We start from the raw sequence: 18,257 nt of genomic DNA on the forward strand, positions 1-18,257 counted from the left end.
GCGAGACATTTCTCCTAGTCAGCCGAAGGGTCACACACCAGCCCACGGCCCAGCACCATCAGGCTGCGCAAGCGATCCGCACAGTCAGTCGAGCGGGTCGAGCGGGTGGGGCCAGACCGGGGGCGGCGCCTGCTCCCAGTCCGGCAGCTCGTCACGTTCGGGCTCCGACTGCCATTCGGACGGCGCATAGCTCGGCGCCGACCGCGGCGGGTTCGGCCACTGCTGTCCGGCCGGCGCCCGCTGGGCCGGCGGGGGCGCCGGTTGCTGCCGCGGCATCTGCTCACGTGGCACCTGCTGACGCCGCGGCTGCCTGCGGGTTGACTGCCGTTGCGGTGACTCCTGCTGCGGCAGTGGCTGCTGCGAAGGGTCCTGCCGCTGCGCCGCCGAAGGCCGCGGAGGCCAGGCCTGCGGTGCCTCTGACTGGCGGCCGTACTGGTCGGGAGCCCGGTGAGCCGACCCGTCGTAAGCCGACCCGTCGTAATGGGCCGCATGCTGGAGCGGTATCTCGACCGACGGCGCACGGGCGGGCGGAATCTCTGTGGGCGGTGCCTGGTTGGGCACGCCCTGAGCTGGCGGGACGTGTGCTGGCGGGACCTGGCCCGGCGGAACCTGCGTCGGTGGGACCGTCGGTGGGACCTGAGCCGGCGTCGGCTTGCTGTGCCGGGCCCGCCGCGTTCGCTCCGGCCCCATCCAGGCGCCGGACGAGACAGGTGCTTCCTCCCTGACCGGCGGCCAGCCGTCGCGCGCCGGACCACCCTGCAACGCCCCGGCACCCTCCGGCACCGGACCACCTTGCGACAGCGAACCGCCCTGCGGCATCGAACCACCCAGTGACACCGCCGCACCCTGCGACACCAGAGCCCCTTGCGGCACCAGCCCGGCCGCCGCAGGCCTCGCCGTCGTCCGGCCGACGATCTGGAACGCGCCCGTCGGCGGCCTGCGCGCGGCGCGGCCCGCCGCCTCGTCCTCGGCCCGGCGCCGGTCGGCCCGGCGCTCGAAGATCGTGTAGATCACCGGCACCACGTAGAGCGTGAGCAGCGTCGAGGACACGAGCCCGCCGATCACCACCAGCGCCAGCGGCTGCGAGATGAACGCGCCGCCGCCGGTCAGCCCGACCCCCATGGGCGTCAGCGCGAAGACCGTGGCCAGGGCCGTCATCACGATGGGCCGCAGCCGCTTGCGGGCGCCCTCGCGCACCGCCTCGTCGAGCCCCATGCCGTCGTGGCGGTACTGGTTGATCAGGTCGATGAGCACGATCGCGTTGGACACCACGATGCCCACCAGCAGCAGCGTGCCGATGAGCGCGGGCACCCCCAGCGGCGTGTTCGTGGCGACCAGCGCGACCAGGGCACCCACCGCCGCGAACGGGACAGAGACCAGCAGGATGAAGGGCTGCGCCAGGCTCCGGAACGTCGCCACCATGACCACGAACACGAGGGCGATCGCCGCCACCAGCGCCAGGCCCAGGTCGCTGAAGGCCTCCGCCTGGTCGGCGGCCGCGCCACCCACCGACACCGTGGCGCCGGCCGGCAGGTCGATCGAGTCGATCTCGGTGTTCACCGCGTCGGTGACGGCGCCGAGGTCGTCACCGGCCGGCGTCACGGACACCGTCGCGGACCGTTCGCCGTCGATCCGGCTGATCGACGTCGGCGAGTCGGCGACCTCCACGTTCGCGACCTCGCTCAGCGGCACCGGGCCGGCAGGAGTCGGGACCGGGATCTCGCCGATCTCCGACATGGTGGTCGGCACGGCACCCGCGTAGAGCGTCACACCGAGCGGTCCCTCTGCGGTCTGCAGCTCCCCCATGTCCTGCGAGCCGGTCATCGCGGCGGACGCGATCCCGGAGACCTGCGTCTCGGTGAGCCCGTACTGGGCAGCGGCCTTGCGGTCGACGGTCACCTCGACGATCTCCTGCGCCGCTGCCAGGTCGTTGCTCACCTCGGCGACGCCGTCCAGGCCGCTCATCGCGTCGTGGAGCTGGCTGGTGGCCTCGGCCAGCGTCGCGTCGTCGTGCGCGCGGACCACCAGGTCGATGGACGACGTGCCGACGGAGTCGCCTGCGGACACCGAGACCTCCGTCGCGGGCGCCTCGGTCAGCCCCTCGACGGCCGCGCGGATGTCGGCGGCGGCCGTCGCGCCGGCGGCGTCCTCGTCGAGGGTGACCGCGAACGATGCCTTGAGGTCCGCGCTGGCGCCGCCGAACGCCGCCATCGACATGTCGCCGCCGCTGCCGACGGTGGTCTGCACGCTGTCGACGGCGCCGACGTCGGCCAGCGCGGCCTCGACCTGCTTCGCAGCCTCGTCCTGACCCTTGAGCGACGTGCCGGGCGCGTAGCGCTGCGTGACGGTGACGGTGTCCTGGCCGCTGTCCCCGAGAAAGCTGGTCTCCATGTTCGGGACCAGGGCGACCGTGCCGCCGAGGATCGCGACGGCCACCCCGATGGTGACCACGGGCCGGGCGAGCGCGGCGCCCAGCGACGGCACGTACAGCCGCTGCCAGACGCCGCGGCTCTCCTTGCGCTCGGCCTCCGCACGCGCTTGCACCGCATCACGGCCCGCGTCCTTCGGGGGGCGGATGAACCAGTAGGCGAGCACCGGAACGATGGTCAGGGCCACGACGAGCGATGCGAGCATCGCTATCGACACGGTCAGGGCGAACGGCCGGAACAGCTCGCCGACCATGCCACCGACCAGGGCGATCGGCAGGAACACCGCGACGGTGCAGATCGTGGACGCGGCGATGGCCCCGCCCACCTCCCGCACGGCCGCGAGGATGGCCGCGGTCCGCTCCTCGCCGTAGGACATGTGCCGCTTGATGTTCTCGATCACGACGATCGCGTCGTCGACCACGCGGCCGATCGAGATGGTGAGCGCGCCCAGCGTGAGGATGTTCAGCGTGTAGCCGCCGGCGTTCATCGCGATGAACGTCACCGCGAGCGACAGCGGGATCGAGATCGCCGACACCAGCGTGGACCGCATCGACATGAGGAACACGAGGATGACGACCACCGCGAACAGCAGGCCGAGGCCGCCCTCCGTGGCCAGGCCGTGGATCGAGTCCTCGATGAACGGGGCCTGGTCGAACACGACCGCCGTCTCGATGCCGCGCTCCGACAGCGTGTCGGCCACGTCGGGCTCCGCGAGCGCCTCCTCGATCGCGTGCGACACCTCGACGGTGTTGGCGTCGGGCGTCTTGGTCATGGCCAGGCCGAGCGACGGCGAGCCGTCGAGGCGGGAGTACGACGTCGCCTCGACCGGTTTGAGCTGCACGGACGCGACCTGGCCCACCAGCGCCGGGGTGGTCGGGGCGTCCGGTTCGGTCGGGAGCGTGCCCGTCGCGTCCGGCGTCGCCGTGCCGCCCGCCGCGCCTGCATCGCCGCCTGCCGCGCCCGTCCCGCCCGTCCCGCCTGGGATGACGGGGAGCTGCTTGAGCTGGTCGATCATGTCGACCGGCTTGCCGAGCTGGACGGACCAGGCACGACCGCCCTCCGTGATCTCCCCCGCCGGCATGACCACGCCGTTGTCCTGCAGCACGGTGGTCAGGTCCTCCGGCGTGAGACCGGCCGCAGCGAGCTTCTCCTGGTCCGGCACGATGCGGACCTCGGTCTCGCTCTGCCCGGTGACCGAGACGGAGCGGACGCCGTCGACCTCCTCCAGCGCGGGCACCAGCACGGTCTCGACGGTGTCCGCGAGGGCGTTGGGGCTCTCGTCCCCGGACACGGCCATCTGGACCACGGGCACGTCGTCGACGGAGCCGGTGGTGACCTGCGGCTCGACGTCCTCGGGGAGGGCAGGCTGGACGCCGGCCACCGCCGTCTGGAGGCGCTGGGTGGCGGCCTCCATGTCGGTGCCGTACGTGAACTCGACGGTGGTCAGCGAGATGCCGGTGGACGCCGTCGAGCGGACGGAGGCGACGTCGTCGACCGAGGCGATCGCCTCCTCGATCACGTCGGTGACCTGCTCCTCCATGACCTCGGGCGACGAGCCCTGGTACTGCGCGCTCACGATGCCCGTCGGGAGCTGGAGGGACGGGATCAGCTCCTGCTTGAGCGAGGTCATGCTCAGCACCCCGAACGCGGCTATCGCGATGGTCACCAGCGCCACGACGGCTCGGTTCGCGAGGGACAGCCGGGCGAGATGGAACACGAAGACTCCACGGTACGGACGAGGTTCGGACATGGGCGCGACGCCGCCGTCGTGACCTGGACGGACCAACGGGGTGAAACCGACCGAAGTTACAGAGTAGGGCAGGGGCCGCCGGTGGCGGCAAGCCCGGGCTGTGGTGCTCCCGGGACGGCGCGGCGGGCAGACCCGCTCCGACCTCGGCCTCTGCCGTGAGCAGATCTGCGGCGGGCAGAGACCGCTACCTGGCGAGCAGGGGCCGGGTCATCGTGGAGGCATGACCGAGACCACCCAGCTCCAGCCCTTCGACGACCACCTCGCCGCGCGCCTGCTGCACCAGCGGATCGTGCTGATCGGCAGCGAGATCGACGACGCCGTCGCCAACCGCGTGACCTCGCAGCTCCTGCTGCTCTCCGCCGAGGACTCGGCGGCCGACATCAGCCTCTACCTCAACTCCCCCGGCGGCTCCATCAGCGCGGGCCTCGCCGTCTACGACACGATGAAGCTCCTGCCCAACGCCGTCTCGACGGTCGCGGTCGGGTTCGCGGGCAGCATGGGCCAGTTCCTGCTCACCGCGGGCACCAAGGGCAAGCGGTACGCGCTGCCGCACGCGCGGATCATGATGCACCAGCCCGCCGGCGGGGTGGGCGGTACGACGAGCGACGTCGTGATCCAGGCCGAGAACATCCGGCACGTCAAGGAGGTCGTGACCCGCCTGCAGTCGGAGCACACCGGCCAGCCCGTCGAGACGATCGCGGCGGACTCCGAGCGCGACCGCTGGTTCACCGCAGAGCAGGCGCTGGCCTACGGCATGATCGACAAGATCGTCGACCGCGTGAACGACGTCCGCCCTGGCGGAAAGCGGCGCGCGGGCCTCTGAGCCGCCCTCATGCCGCCAGCAGCACGGCCTCTCCCCGCCGTCCGACGGCGGAGGTGCTGCTCGGCGCGGCTGGCTCCGGCTGGAGGGGGTGCCGCGAGGACGAGAAGCCCGCCGTACGGCGGGCGGACGACGACAGGACGCGGACCCGGCGGCCCTCCTCCTGCGCCGCGAGCGCGATGGCGAGCTCCGCCCACGCGCGCTCCACGAGGTCGACGAGGCGCATGCCGAGCGCCTCGCACACGGCGGCGAGCACCTCGGAGGAGGCCTCCTTGCGCCCCCGCTCCACCTCGGACAGGTAGGCGGTCGAGACCCGGGCGTCCGACGCGACGTCGGCCAGGGTGCGCCGCTGCTCGCGGCGCGCGCGCCGGAGGATGCCACCCACCAGGTCGCGCAGCAGCGGCTCGCGGGTGTGCTCGAGCGTCCCGGGTCTGGTGCCCGGTGCGCCGTCGTCGGTGGTGCCGAGCCCAGCAGTGCCTGCGGTGCCTATCGAGATCATCGTCATCTGCCCACTCCCGCCGTTGGTACCCGTCACGCTACCCAACCCCACTGACACCGTGGGTCGTTCCGGCGTCTGCTACCGGCGTAACGCCGCGGGGGCCCGGTGAGTGTCAGTGCCTCCTGGCACCATGGGACCACCGACCAGGAAAGGACAGTGGTGTTCGGATCAATCGAGGTGCGCGGAGCCCGCGAGAACAACCTGCAGAGTGTCTCGATCGACATCCCCAAGCGGAAGCTCACGGTGTTCACGGGCGTCTCCGGCTCGGGTAAGAGCTCGCTCGTTTTCGGCACCGTCGCGGCCGAGTCCCGGCGCCTGATCGACGAGACCTACTCGGCTTTCCTCCAGGGGTTCATGCCGTCGCGCCCGCGGCCCGACGTCGACACGCTGTCGAACCTGTCGGCGGCGATCGTCGTCGACCAGGAGCCCATGGGGGCCAACGCCCGCTCGACCGTCGGCACGGCGACCGACGCCTACACGATGCTGCGCGTCATCTGGTCGCGGCTCGGGCAGCCGCACATCGGCGGGTCCAACCTCTTCTCGTTCAACGACCCGCAGGGCATGTGCGCCAACTGCGAGGGCCTCGGCCGGGTCTCGACGATCGACACCGAGGCCCTCGTGGACCGCAGCAAGTCCCTGGCCGAGGGCGCCATCACGTTCCCCAACTTCGGCGTCGGCACCTGGTACTGGAAGGTGTACGCCGACTCCGGACTGTTCGACGTGAACAAACCGCTGGCGGACTACACGGACACCGAGTGGCACGACCTGATGTACGGCGCCGAGCGCAAGATCGTCTCCGGCGGCATCAACGTCACCTACGAGTCGCTGGTCCCCAAGATCACGCGGCTCTACCTGGTCAAGGACGTCGAGTCGATGAAGGGGGCGATGCGTGCCGCCGTCGACCGGCTCGCGACGTTCGCGTCGTGCCCGGAGTGCGGCGGCACACGCCTCAACGACCGTGCGCGGTCGTCACTGGTCAAGGGGAAGCACATCGGCGAAGCCGCCGCGATGCAGCTCACCGACCTGGCCGACCTGGTGCGCGACCTCGCCGACCCGCACGTCCAGCCCATCCTGGACGGGCTCAACGACCTGCTCGCGACGTTCGAGCAGATCGGGCTGGGCTACCTGTCGCTGGACCGCGAGTCGTCATCGCTGTCGGGTGGCGAGGCACAGCGGACCAAGATGGTGCGGCACATGGGCTCGGCGCTGACGGACATGACCTACGTGTTCGACGAGCCGACCATCGGCCTGCACCCGCACGACGTACGGCAGATGAACGCCCTGCTCCAGCGCCTGCGGGACAAGGGGAACACGGTGCTCGTCGTAGAGCACAAGCCGGAGGTCATGGCGGCGGCGGACCACCTCGTCGACATGGGTCCCGGCGCGGGGACCCACGGCGGCACCGTCGTCTACCAGGGCGACCTCGCGGGGCTGCGCACCTCGGGGACCGCCACCGGCAAGCACCTGGACCAGGCGGTCACGGTCAAGGCCGCGCCGCGCACCCCGACCGGAGCGCTGCGGATCGAGCACGCGAACCTGCACAACCTCCGGGACGTCTCGGTCGACGTCCCGCTCGGGGTGCTGGTCGCGGTGACCGGCGTCGCCGGGTCGGGCAAGAGCTCGCTCATCCACGGCTGCCTGCCCCGCGACGGCGTCACGTTCGTGGACCAGTCGGTGATCCGCGGATCGCGGCGGTCCAACCCGGCCACCTACACCGGGATCCTCGAGCCGATCCGCAAGCAGTACGCCCGCGCGAACGGCGTCAAGCCGGCCCTGTTCAGCGCCAACTCGGCGGGCGCGTGCCCGGAGTGCAAGGGCGTGGGCCTCATCTACACCGACCTCGCCTTCATGGCCGGCGTCGCCAGCGTGTGCGAGGCGTGCGAGGGCAAGCGGTTCACCGACGAGGTGCTCGGCTACACCCTGCGCGGCAAGAACATCGCCGACGTGCTCGACATGTCCGTCGAGGAGGCCCTGGGCTTCTTCACGGAGAAGGCCGTGCTGCCGATGCTCTCCCGCCTCTCCGACGTCGGCCTGGGCTACATCTCCCTCGGGCAGCACCTCAACACCCTGTCCGGCGGCGAGCGGCAGCGCCTCAAGCTCGCGATCGAGATGGGCGGCGACACCCCGACGTTCGTGCTCGACGAGCCCACCGCCGGCCTGCACATGCAGGACGTCGACAACCTGGCCGGCCTGCTCGACCGCCTCGTCGACTCCGGCCGGTCGGTCATCGTGGTGGAGCACAACCTGTCGATCGTCGCCCGGGCCGACTGGGTGATCGACATGGGCCCGGGCGGCGGGCGCGACGGCGGCCGCGTCGTCTTCGAGGGGACACCCGCCGACCTGGCGCGGCACGAGACCTCGCTGACGGGCCGCCACCTCGCAGAGCTGATCGCCTGACCGGCCTCGCCGACGTGCCCCCACCCGGATTCGAACCGGGACTGTGCCGGGTTTAAGCCGGCTGCCTCTGCCAGTTGGGCTATGGGGGCGCACCCCAGAGCCTACCGAGGGCGCATCTCCGGAGGAGAGTGTTCGCGCGACCGACTTCGGCCCCTTGCACGGACTCCGGCGCCGAGTTTGGTCCCTTGCACGGACCACAACGCTGAGTTCGGTCCTTTGCACGAACCTCAACACTGAGTTCGGTCGCTTGCCTCGAGATCGGTCAATCGATTGACCGATCTCGAGGCAAGCGACCGAACTCACCGCCCACCGCGCAGCAAGCGACCAAACTGGACAGCAGCGCGCCCGGCGCCAGCCAGTCGTCAGGCCTTCGCGCCCGACTCCGCCCGCGCGGCGGACGACTCCGCCTTCTGCTCGACCTTCTCGCCCACGGCCTTCGGCGGGACCGACGCGTTGCGGAACTCCTGCCGCGGGTCGTGCAGCGAGCCCAGCGAGACCAGCTCGCGGCCCATGAGGAACTGGCCGATCCAGCCCACCAGGATGCGGGCCTTGCGGTTGCCGGTCGGCATGGCCATCACGTGGTAGCCGCGGTGGGCCACCCAGGCGAGGAACCCGCGCAGCTTGATGAACCCGAACAGCTCGGCGACACCCTTGTAGAGACCCAGCGAGGCGACCACACCGACGTTCTTGTGGTTGTAGTCGACGGCGGGCCGGTGCTTGTAGAGCGCCACGATGTTGTCGGCCAGCCGCACGGCCTCGCGGATCGCGTGCTGCGCGTTCGGCGGGCAGAACTTGCCGGGGTTGAGCACGTCCGGCACGGCGGCGCAGTCGCCAGCGGCCCAGGCGCCCTCGACGATCTCGCCGTCCTCCGTGGCCACCTGCAGCGTTGGGAGCACGATGACGCGGCCCAGCTTGTCGAACGGGAGGTCGGACGCCTCCTTGATGACCGGGTTCGCCTTGACGCCTGCGGTCCACACGATGGTCTCGGTATCGAACTCGACGCCCGTCGAGGTCACGACGTGCCCGTCCACGCAGGACGAGAGGAACGTGTTGAGGTGGAACTCGATGCCGCGCTTCTTCAGCTCGGCCAGGGCGTACTCGCCCATCGGCTCCGTGACCTCCGGCAGGATGCGGCTGGCGCCCTCGATCATGACGAACCGCAGGTCGGACGCCTCGATCGTGTTGTACTGCCGCGTCGCGTAGCGCGCCATGTCCTCGATCTCGGCGAGCGCCTCGATGCCGGCGAACCCGCCGCCCACGAAGGTGAACGTGAGCATGCGCTTGCGCAGGTCGGCGTCCCACGTGGACGACGCGACGTCCATCCGGTTGATGACGTGGTTCCGGACCGCGATGGCCTCCTCCACGTTCTTGAAGCCGATCGCGTTCTCCGCGAGGCCCGGGATGGGCAGCGTGCGCGACACCGAGCCGAGGCCGACGACGAGCTGGTCGTACGTCACCTCGTACTCGTCGCCCTCCTCGGGCTGGATCTTCACGGCCTTGCGCCCGTGCTCGATGGTGGTGACCTTGCCCTGCAGCACGTCGATGCCCTTGAGGGCCCTCCGGTGCGGTGCCACCACGTCACGCGCGTCGATGGAGCCGGCGCCCGCCTCGGGCAGGAAGGGCGCGTACGTCATGTACGGGCGCGGGTCGACGACGACGATGGCCGCCTCCCGCTTCTTCAGCTTCTTGCGCAGGCGGCGCGCCACGTAGAGGCCGACGGACCCGCCGCCGAGGACCACGATGCGCGGCACCTTCCGGGGGCGCGGCGTGCTCGCCGTGTCGGAGGCATGACTGACCGAGGTCAGGTCGTTCTGAGGCATGATTCCCAGGGTACCGCGCGACCCACCACTCGCCGGACACGACGACGAGCGACGTGTGGTGATGCCCGCCACGCCGCTTCGATGCGCCTCGTCGCCCGGTCAACGGACGACCTCGGGGCCGGGTTCCCGGAAGCCGGAACCAGCTCGGACCAACCGCGCGACCCCGGCGTCAGCCCATCGACAGCGCGATCCCGTCGAGGATGTCGTGCTCACTGGTCACCACGGTGGTCAGCGACCCGCCGGCCGCCGCGACGTCGGTCGCGACGCGCGTGATCACCTCCGACCACACGAGCGCCCCGGCCCCGATCACGTCGACCCGTCCCGGGTGCAGGAAGCCCATGGCGGTCCGCTCGGCGCGTGGCGCCGCCAGCAGCGCCGCGCAGGACGCCAGCACCGTCGGGACCGGCAGCTCCGCCTGGTCCACGCGCTCGCGCTGGTACTCGGCCAGCCCGAGGGCGTGCGCCGTCACGGTGGTGATCGACCCGGCCAGCCCCACCAGGGTGGCGGCCTTCCCGAGCGGGACCACGCGGGCGGCGTCGTCCAGGTGGGCCCGCACGTCCGCGCGGGCCGCCGCCACCTCGCCGTCCGACGGCGGATCGCTGCGCAGGTGCCGCTCCGCCATACGGACCGAGCCGACGTCCATCGAGAAGCTCGCGTCCACCGAGCTCGCCCCGAGGACCAGCTCGGTGGACCCTCCGCCGAGGTCGACCACGAGGAACGGGCCGGCGTGCGCGGCGGCCACCGCACTGGTCGCGCCGCGGAAGGACAGCTCAGCCTCCTCGGCGCCGCTGATCACCTCGACCTCGACGCCGAGCGCGTCGCGCACGCCGTCGAAGAAGGCGTCCCGGTTCCGGGCGTCGCGGGTGGCCGACGTCGCCACGAACCGCACCCGCTCCGCGCCCGCCGACTCGACGACCGCCGCGTACTCGCGGGTGGCCGCGAGCGTCCGCTCCAGCGCCTCCGGCGCGAACTCGCCCGTGCGGTCGACGCCCTGGCCCAGCCGCACCACCTCCATGCGGCGGTCGAGCTCGGTGAGGTTTCCGGCGGCGTCGACGTCCGCGACGAGCAGGCGGATCGAGTTGGTGCCGCAGTCGACCGCGGCCACGCGAGAGGAAGTCACGTGGTGATTCTCCCAGGCTCAGCAGGTGCAGCGGTCGGGACGCCACAGGTCCCGGGCCAGCGCGAGCGCCTCGTCGCCGAGGGGGTTCACGCCCGGGCCCGCCGCGAGCGAGTGCGCGAAGAGGACGTGCAGGCACTTGACGCGCGTCGGCATGCCGCCGGCCGAGATGCCGTCGATCTCGTCGACGTGGCCGATCGCCTCGCGCTCGGCGAGGTAGTGCTCGTGCGCCGTGCGGTAGGCCGCGGCGAGCTCGTCGTCCGACTCGAGCCGCGCCGTCATCTCCTTCATCACCCCGTTCGCCTCCAGCGTCGAGGCGGCGGCGACCGCACCCGGATGCGTCAGGTAGAACACGGTGGGGAACGGCGTGCCGTCGGGCAGGCGGGGCGCCGTGCGCACCACCGTCGGACGGCCGCACACGCAGCGCGCCGCGATACCCACCACGCCGCGCGGTTCCCTGCCGAGCTGTTCGGCCAGGACGCGCAGGTCGTCGTCGGACACGGTCTCGCTCACGCTCATCACCCGCCCATTGTCCCTCAGGACACGTGCGCCGCGGCGCGAGCGATCACTCGCCGCCCGCGATCCGCACCGAGTCCCACACGCTCGTGTACCAGGGCGTGTCCGCATCCTCCGCGGGGCTCGGCGACGGCTCGACGACCCCGGGCTCCGGCTCCTCCTGCGGCACGGAGTCGGTGTCGAGCGTGCGCCACACCTTGTCCCCCGGCATCACGAAGCTCAGGCGCGAGCGCGCCTGCTCGATCACGTACGACGGGTCGTCCCAGCGGGCCAGCTCCGTCTCGAGCTCCGCCTTCTGGTCCTGCTGCTCGCTCAGCTCGGAACGCAGCTCGCGCAGCTCCGCCTGCTGCGTCACGACGGCACGCACCGTCGGCAGCAGCAGCACCACCGCCAGGAGCGCCACGACGGACAGCACCATCGCGCGGACCGTGAGCACCTCCGGCACCACGAGCCCGTAGCTGCCACGCCTGCGGTCGGCACGCGGCGGCCGGGTCGGCGGCGCGACGCTGCCGGTGGCCGTGCTCCGCCGGCGCGGCTGCGTGGGTCGCTTCGCCCCGCCGCCCGGCGCCGGACGCGTGCCCCGCGACGTAGCCCCACCCGAGCGCGCGGCCGGCCGGGCCGGGGCGCTCCGGGGTGCGGCAGTGCGGGATGCGGTGGTGCGGCGACCCGCCGACGGCGATGCGGGCTTCCGGGCGGCCGATGCCCACGAGGAGGACCGAGACGCTGAGGAGAACCGAGCCGACGACGAGGACCGAGCCGCCGAGGACCCGCCCGCCGTCGTGCGCGGCTGCTTGGCCGCTGCACCCTTGGCGCCCTTCGCGGTCGAGCCCTTGGCGGCAGAACCCTTCGACGCGGCACCGTTCGCCGCGCCAGCCTTCGCGCCGGAACCCCTCGACGTCGAACCGTTCGCCGCACCACGCTTGGCGGCCGAGCTCCCCGCCGACCCGGACGGCTTCTTCGCCACGCCCTTGCCCCCCGCCGGCGTCGTCCCCTTGCCGCCCTTCGAAACGCCACCCTTCGAGGCACCCTGCGCACCCGAAGACCCCGCGCCAGACCCCCCGCGCGAGGTCGACGACGGGCGTGCGCCCGAGCCCCGGGCCGAACCCGAGGGCCGCGCCGGGCGACGTGAGGAAGGCATGCGTCGATTGTGCCGATTCGCCGGGCCTTTGTACCGGCATTACCTCCGGCGCGCCGTGTGTCGAATCTGTGAAACGACGAAGTGCGCTTCTACCCTGCGATTTTGCCCAAAACTCGCTGGGTTTTTGGGCACGATCGCTGGGTAGAAGCGCACTCTCTGGCCGCCTGACCGCGCGGGGCTCAGCCCTGGAAGCGCGGGAACGCCGACCGCCCGGCGTAGGTGCCGGCCTCGTCCAGCGCCTCCTCGATGCGCAGGAGCTGGTTGTACTTGGCGATGCGCTCGCCGCGGGCCGGGGCGCCGGTCTTGATCTGGCCGGCGTTGGTCGCCACGGACAGGTCCGCGATGGTGGTGTCCTCGGTCTCGCCGGAGCGGTGCGAGGTCATCGTGGTGAAGCCGTTGCGCTGCGCCAGCGTCACGGCGTCGAGCGTCTCGGTGAGCGTGCCGATCTGGTTGAGCTTGACCAGCAGCGAGTTCGCCGACTTGAGCTCGATGCCCTTGGCGAGGCGCTCCGGGTTGGTGACGAACAGGTCGTCGCCCACGATCTGCACCTTGTCGCCGACCTTGCCCATGAGCTCGGCCCACGAGTCCCACTCGTCCTCCGACAGCGGGTCCTCGATCGAGACCAGCGGGTAGTCGGTCACGAGCTGCTCGTAGTAGGCGATCATCTCGTCCGGCGTCTTCTTGCCGCCCTCGAAGGCGTACACGCCGTCGGCGAAGAACTCGGTGGAGGCGACGTCGAGCGCGAGCGCGACGTCGGTGCCCGGCTTGAGGCCCGCCCGCTCGATGGCGACCAGGATCAGGTCCAGCGCCTCACGGTTGCTGCCGAGGTTCGGCGCGAAGCCGCCCTCGTCGCCCAGGCCGGTGGCCAGGCCCTTCTCCTTCAGCACGGACTTGAGGGAGTGGTACACCTCGGTACCGGTGCGCAGCGCCTCGCGGAACGTCGGGGCGCCGATCGGGGCGACCATGAACTCCTGGATGTCCACGTTCGAGTCCGCGTGGGACCCGCCGTTCAGGATGTTCATCATCGGCACGGGCAGTACGTGCGCGTTCGGGCCGCCCACGTAGCGGAACAGGTCGAGGCCCGCGCTCTTGGCGGCGGCCTTCGCGACGGCCAGCGACACGCCAAGGATCGCGTTCGCGCCCAGCTTGCCCTTGTTGGGGGTGCCGTCCAGGTCCAGCAGCGCCTGGTCGACGATGCGCTGCTCCTCTGCGTCGTACCCGACCAGCTCGGGGGCGATCTCGTCGTTGACGGCCGCGACGGCCTTCTCGACGCCCTTGCCCAGGTAACGGCCCTTGTCGCCGTCACGCAGCTCGACCGCCTCGAACGCGCCGGTCGACGCGCCGGACGGGACGGCAGCACGGGCGAAGGTGTCGTCGTCCAGGACGATCTCTACCTCCACGGTGGGGTTGCCGCGCGAGTCGAGGATCTCGCGTGCTCCAACGGCTTCGATGCTAGCCACGGGGACTCCTTCTCAGGATGTTGCTCGGAGGTTACGGCCCCAGCCTAGGACGTCCGGCGACAGGGCGGGCAACCGTCCACAGGGGCGCGGTTCACAGGCTCACCACAGGTCGGCAACAGGGCCACCACAGCCGGCGCGCCTAGCGTCCGGAGCGTCCGGCGCAGACCGCCCCACGGCGCGAACCGCACGCCCGCTCGCCCTACCCCCCTGGGCGTGGCGCTACAGCCCGCGCGGTGGTCTGCGCGGACACCAACCCTTCCCGCACGCCCCCGGACCCCAGGCAGGAGCCCATGTTCTTCACCTATCTGCGCAGAGAGCTGCGCAACCGGCGCAAGCAGACCGTCGTGGTAGCGATCGGTCTCGCGGTGGCCATCGCGCTGGTCATCGTCGTCAACGCGGTCTCGACCGGCGTCAAGGACGCCCAGTCCGAGGTGCTCGAGTCCGTCTACGGCGTCGGCACCGACATCACCGTCAACCAGCCCAGCGAAGGGCCGGGCGCCGGCGGCGGGCCCGGCCGCTTCGACTTCGGCGAGGGGGAGGGTGAGGCGAACGAGGACGGCACCCGCAGCCTCGACCAGGACCGCCTCAGCACGGCCATGGGGTCGACGTCGTTCGACGCCACGGCCCTGGACACCGTCGCGGGCCTGGACCACGTGTCCGGCGTCGCCGCGACGCTCGAGCTGCAGAACATGTCCTTCTCCGGCGAGATGCCGGACTTCGAGGCCATGCAGGAGGGCGACGGCCCGGTCAACCTGCAGATGGGTCCCGACGGCTCGGGCGAGGGGACGGCCGGCGGGTCGTCGTTCGAGATCGACCAGTTCACGGTCACCGGCGTCGACCCGGACGCCGCCGCCGTCGGGCCGCTGACCACCGCTGAGGTGGCCGACGGCCGGACGCTGGAGGCGGACGACGAGAACGTCGCCGTCCTGGACGCCACGTACGCCCAGCAGCAGGAGCTCGCCGTCGGCGACACGATCACCGTGGGCGGCGAGAAGCTGGAGATCGTCGGCACGGTCACCTCGACAACGGGTGAGGGCGTCGCGACGGCGTCCGACGTCTACGTGCCGCTCGCCACCGCCCAGACCCTCGCCGACCTGGCCGACCAGGTCACCGACGTCTACGTGCAGGTCGACTCGGCCGAGAACGTCGACGCCGTCGCCGCGGCGATCGAGAGCGAGCTCCCTGACGCCTCGGTGAGCACCCAGTCGGACCTCGCCGAGGGCGTCACGGGATCCCTCTCCACGGCGTCCGACCTGATCGGCACGCTCGGCATGTGGCTGAGCATCATCGTGCTCGCAGCGGCCTTCGGCCTCGCGATCCTGTTCACCGTCTCGGGCGTGAACCGCCGGACGCGCGAGCTGGGCACCCTCAAGGCGCTCGGCTGGAGCAAGGGCCGCGTGGTGGGCCAGGTCGCCGGCGAGTCCGTGGTGCAGGGCCTGATCGGCGGCGTCGCGGGCCTCGCGGTCGGCGCGCTGGCCGTGTGGGCGGTGAACCTGGCGGGCTTCACGCTCAGCGGCTCCTCGGGCGGGGGCGGCTTCATGATGGGCGGCCCGGCCGGCGCGCTGCCGGCGGGCGCGGCGCCCGGCGGTGACACAGCACCGGCCGACGGCGCCCAGCGCACCTTCGGCGGTCCCGCCGGCGACGTCGCCGACGCCGCGGGCAACGCCGTCGACATCGTGCTCCAGGCACCCATCAGCCTGTGGATAGTCCTGGCCGCCATCGGGCTGGCGGTGCTCGGCGGGCTGCTCGCCGGCGTCGTCGGCGGACAGCGCGCCGCGAAGCTGCGCCCCGCCGAAGCCCTCCGCTCGCTCGCCTGAGCCAGAGCCCTGACCAAGAAGAGGTAGACCCATGTACCAGATCGACGACCTGACCAAGACGTACCAGCAGGGCAAGCGCGTGGTCCGCGCGCTGAGGAACGTGTCCCTGACCATCGGCGACGGCGAGCTCGTCGCCGTCCAGGGGCCGACGGGCGGCGGCAAGTCCACCCTGCTGCAGATGCTGGGCGGCCTGGACCGCCCGACGTCGGGCACCGTCAAGCTCGACGAGACGGACCTCGCCGCCATGAGCGACGCCCAGCTCACCGCCGCGCGGGCCGAGACCATCGGCTTCGTGTTCCAGAACTTCAACCTCATCCCCACGCTCACCGCGCTGGAGAACGTGGAGACGGCGCTCGTGCCGGCGAAGATCCCGGCCCAGACCCGGGCGGCGCGCGCGACGGCCGCGCTGGAGCAGGTGGGGCTCGGCGACCGGGGCGACCACCTGCCGGGCGAGCTGTCCGGCGGTCAGCAGCAGCGCGTCGCCATCGCGCGGGCCCTGGTGAAGAACCCGAAGGTGCTGCTGGCCGACGAGCCCACCGGCAACCTCGACGAGGAGACCCGCGACGAGATCGTCGACCTCATGGTGGGCCTGTGGAAGGAGCAGGGGCTGACGATCGTGCTGGTCACGCACGACTCGGTGGTCGCGAAGCGGACGCCCCGCCGGCTGCGCATCGCGAAGGGCGCGGTGAAGGACCTGACGGCGGCCTGAGCCGTCGGTCCGTCAGGTCCCCTTCCAACCCATGGAAGGGGACCTGACGAATCGTTACAGACGGTTTACACGAGTTTCCAAGCGACCCCGGTCCCGTGGCGATATGGTCCAAACCTCCCCGTCCCTCAGCCCGGGGAGACGAACTGGGGAGGCAATCTGTGAGGCAAGCACGCATCGCCACCTTCGCCGCAGGGGCGGCCGTGGTGGCCCTGACCGTAGCCGGGTGCAGCCCGAGCGACACCGCCGACGACGACGGACCGGTCACCGTGAACCTAGCCCTCGGCCAGGACATGGAGACCCTGCTGCCCGGTGACTCGGGCATCGCGGACAACATCTCCGTGCTCGACGTCGTCTACGACGGCCTGGTCCGCTACGACCCGGAGACCACCGAGCCCTACAACTACGTGGCCGAGTCGATCGAGTCGGACGACAACACCGTCTGGACCATCAAGATCAAGCCTGACCTCACGTTCCAGAACGGCGAGCCCGTCGACGCCGAGGCGTTCGCCCGCTCCTGGAACTACACCGCCGACGGTGACAACGCCCTGTACAGCAACTACTTCTTCGAGCGGTTCGAGGGCTACGACAAGATGCAGCCCACCACCGACGACGCGGGCGAGATCACCGCGCCCGGTGAGGCCGACGAGCTCTCGGGCCTGAAGGTCGTCGACGACCTCACGCTCGAGGTGACGCTCACGGCGCCGTTCGCGGGCTTCGCGACGATGCTCGGCTACACGGGCTTCTACCCGATCGCGCAGGAGTGCCTCGACGACATCGAGGCGTGCTCGGTCGCGCCGATCGGCAACGGCCCGTTCCAGATCACCGAATGGGACCAGGGCGTGAGCCTCACCGCCGAGCGGTGGGCCGACTACCCCCTGGACGAGACCCCCGGGTACGACCGGATCGAGTGGACCGAGTACTCGGGCGGCACGTCCTGGGCCGACTTCGAGGCGGGCAACCTCGACGTCAGCTACCCGCCGCCCGCCGACCTCGCCGCAGCGCAGGAGGACCCCGAGCTGTCGGAGCGCTACGTCGAGGTCCCTGGCGCCGCCCTCACCTACATCGCGTTCCCGCTGTACAAGGACGGCCCGTGGCAGGACATCGAGTTCCGCAAGGCGATCTCGATGGCCATCGACCGCGAGTCGATCCTGGAGGAGCTGTCGGGCGGCCTGGCCACGCCCGCCGACTCGTGGGTGGTGCCGGACGGTGTGCCCGGCGGCGAGGCCGGCACGTGCGAGTGGTGCACCTTCGACCCGGAGGCCGCGCAGGCGGCCCTGGAGGAGGCGGGCGGCTGGCCCGACGGCGAGACCCTGTCGATCGGCCTGACCGACGACGAGGTGGAGGCCGAGTACTTCAAGGCGATCGGCGACTCGATCGAGGCGACCCTCGGCATCCCGTACGAGCTCGAGCCGAACCCGGACTTCTACACGATCCGCGCGGAGCAGGGCTTCGACGGCATCTTCCGGAACAACTGGTTCCCCGACTACCCGCTGAACGAGAACTACCTCGCGTTCTACTCGACGGAGGCGGACGGCGAGGGCCAGTTCGGGTGGCACGACGACGCCTTCGAGGAGGCGCTCGACGCCGGCGACCAGGCCGCCGACCTCGAGGAGGCGGTGACCCACTACCAGGAGGCCGAGCGGATCCTCGCCGAGGACTTCCCGACCATCCCGTTCCGGTTCAACGTCGGCGCCGCGTACTACAGCGAGCGGCTGGACAACGTGGTGCTCGACCCGTTCAGCGCGGCGGTGAAGCTGCGGCTGCTGACCGTCTCCGAGTAGCCAA

General features: G+C 71.4%; 12 protein-coding genes and 1 tRNA gene. 5 read left to right on the forward strand and 8 right to left on the reverse strand.

Going from position 1 to position 18,257, the window contains the following annotated elements:
• Positions 1-84: 84 nt before the first annotated feature.
• Entirely contained in the window at positions 85-4,146 is a 4,062-nt protein-coding gene (locus tag AC0QU1_RS22810) for an efflux RND transporter permease subunit (protein ID WP_483572665.1), read from the reverse strand.
• A 253-nt stretch (positions 4,147-4,399) separates the two neighbouring features.
• Here AC0QU1_RS22810 and AC0QU1_RS22815 point away from each other — a divergent pair, with 253 nt between their 5' ends.
• Positions 4,400-5,002: a ClpP family protease gene (locus AC0QU1_RS22815; protein ID WP_483572667.1), complete on the forward strand. Its 603-nt coding sequence runs from the start codon at positions 4,400-4,402 to the stop codon at positions 5,000-5,002.
• A 7-nt stretch (positions 5,003-5,009) separates the two neighbouring features.
• On the opposite strand, the gene AC0QU1_RS22820 is transcribed toward AC0QU1_RS22815, so the two are convergent.
• Positions 5,010-5,534, reverse strand: coding sequence for a helix-turn-helix domain-containing protein (locus tag AC0QU1_RS22820; RefSeq protein WP_483572668.1), 525 nt, complete (start codon positions 5,532-5,534; stop codon positions 5,010-5,012).
• Between the two features lie 120 nt (positions 5,535-5,654).
• Between AC0QU1_RS22820 and AC0QU1_RS22825 the strand changes: the two genes are divergently transcribed.
• Positions 5,655-7,895 (forward strand): excinuclease ABC subunit UvrA, encoded by a 2,241-nt coding sequence (locus AC0QU1_RS22825; protein WP_483572669.1) that lies wholly within the window; start codon positions 5,655-5,657, stop codon positions 7,893-7,895.
• A 15-nt stretch (positions 7,896-7,910) separates the two neighbouring features.
• Here the strand turns inward: AC0QU1_RS22825 and AC0QU1_RS22830 are convergent.
• The 6 genes from AC0QU1_RS22830 to eno form a co-directional block, all read right to left on the reverse strand.
• Positions 7,911-7,984, reverse strand: a tRNA-Leu gene (locus AC0QU1_RS22830).
• 273 nt (positions 7,985-8,257) lie between these two features.
• Complete coding sequence (locus AC0QU1_RS22835) at positions 8,258-9,715, reverse strand: NAD(P)/FAD-dependent oxidoreductase (protein WP_483572671.1); 1,458 nt, start codon at positions 9,713-9,715, stop codon at positions 8,258-8,260.
• 169 nt (positions 9,716-9,884) lie between these two features.
• Positions 9,885-10,835, reverse strand: coding sequence for a Ppx/GppA phosphatase family protein (locus AC0QU1_RS22840; RefSeq protein ID WP_483572672.1), 951 nt, complete (start codon positions 10,833-10,835; stop codon positions 9,885-9,887).
• Between the two features lie 18 nt (positions 10,836-10,853).
• Entirely contained in the window at positions 10,854-11,351 is a 498-nt protein-coding gene (locus tag AC0QU1_RS22845) for a DUF501 domain-containing protein (RefSeq protein WP_483572673.1), read from the reverse strand.
• A gap of 46 nt (positions 11,352-11,397) precedes the next feature.
• The gene (locus AC0QU1_RS22850) at positions 11,398-12,312 is read right to left on the reverse strand and encodes an FtsB family cell division protein (protein WP_483572674.1); all 915 of its coding nucleotides are present in this window, start codon (positions 12,310-12,312) and stop codon (positions 11,398-11,400) included.
• 353 nt (positions 12,313-12,665) lie between these two features.
• Positions 12,666-13,946, reverse strand: a complete 1,281-nt coding sequence (gene eno, locus AC0QU1_RS22855; protein WP_483572675.1) for a phosphopyruvate hydratase — start codon at positions 13,944-13,946, stop codon at positions 12,666-12,668.
• Between the two features lie 290 nt (positions 13,947-14,236).
• Between eno and AC0QU1_RS22860 the strand changes: the two genes are divergently transcribed.
• The 3 genes from AC0QU1_RS22860 to AC0QU1_RS22870 all read left to right on the forward strand — a co-directional run bounded on the left by AC0QU1_RS22860 (position 14,237) and on the right by AC0QU1_RS22870 (position 18,253).
• Complete coding sequence (locus AC0QU1_RS22860; RefSeq protein WP_483572676.1) at positions 14,237-15,763, forward strand: ABC transporter permease; 1,527 nt, start codon at positions 14,237-14,239, stop codon at positions 15,761-15,763.
• A 31-nt stretch (positions 15,764-15,794) separates the two neighbouring features.
• Positions 15,795-16,472 (forward strand): ABC transporter ATP-binding protein, encoded by a 678-nt coding sequence (locus AC0QU1_RS22865; protein ID WP_483572677.1) that lies wholly within the window; start codon positions 15,795-15,797, stop codon positions 16,470-16,472.
• Between the two features lie 158 nt (positions 16,473-16,630).
• Positions 16,631-18,253, forward strand: a complete 1,623-nt coding sequence (locus tag AC0QU1_RS22870) for a peptide ABC transporter substrate-binding protein (protein ID WP_483572679.1) — start codon at positions 16,631-16,633, stop codon at positions 18,251-18,253.
• Positions 18,254-18,257 lie beyond the last annotated feature (4 nt).

The sequence above is a fragment of the Promicromonospora noduliphila genome (assembly GCF_056951025.1).

Coding starts and splice junctions, on each gene's coding strand:
- AC0QU1_RS22815 (WP_483572667.1), top strand. CDS start 4,400: ATGACCGAGACCACCCAGCTCCAGCCCTTCGACGACCACCTCGCCGCG.
- AC0QU1_RS22835 (WP_483572671.1), bottom strand. CDS start 9,715: ATGCCTCAGAACGACCTGACCTCGGTCAGTCATGCCTCCGACACGGCG.
- AC0QU1_RS22845 (WP_483572673.1), bottom strand. CDS start 11,351: ATGAGCGTGAGCGAGACCGTGTCCGACGACGACCTGCGCGTCCTGGCC.
- AC0QU1_RS22860 (WP_483572676.1), top strand. CDS start 14,237: ATGTTCTTCACCTATCTGCGCAGAGAGCTGCGCAACCGGCGCAAGCAG.
- AC0QU1_RS22865 (WP_483572677.1), top strand. CDS start 15,795: ATGTACCAGATCGACGACCTGACCAAGACGTACCAGCAGGGCAAGCGC.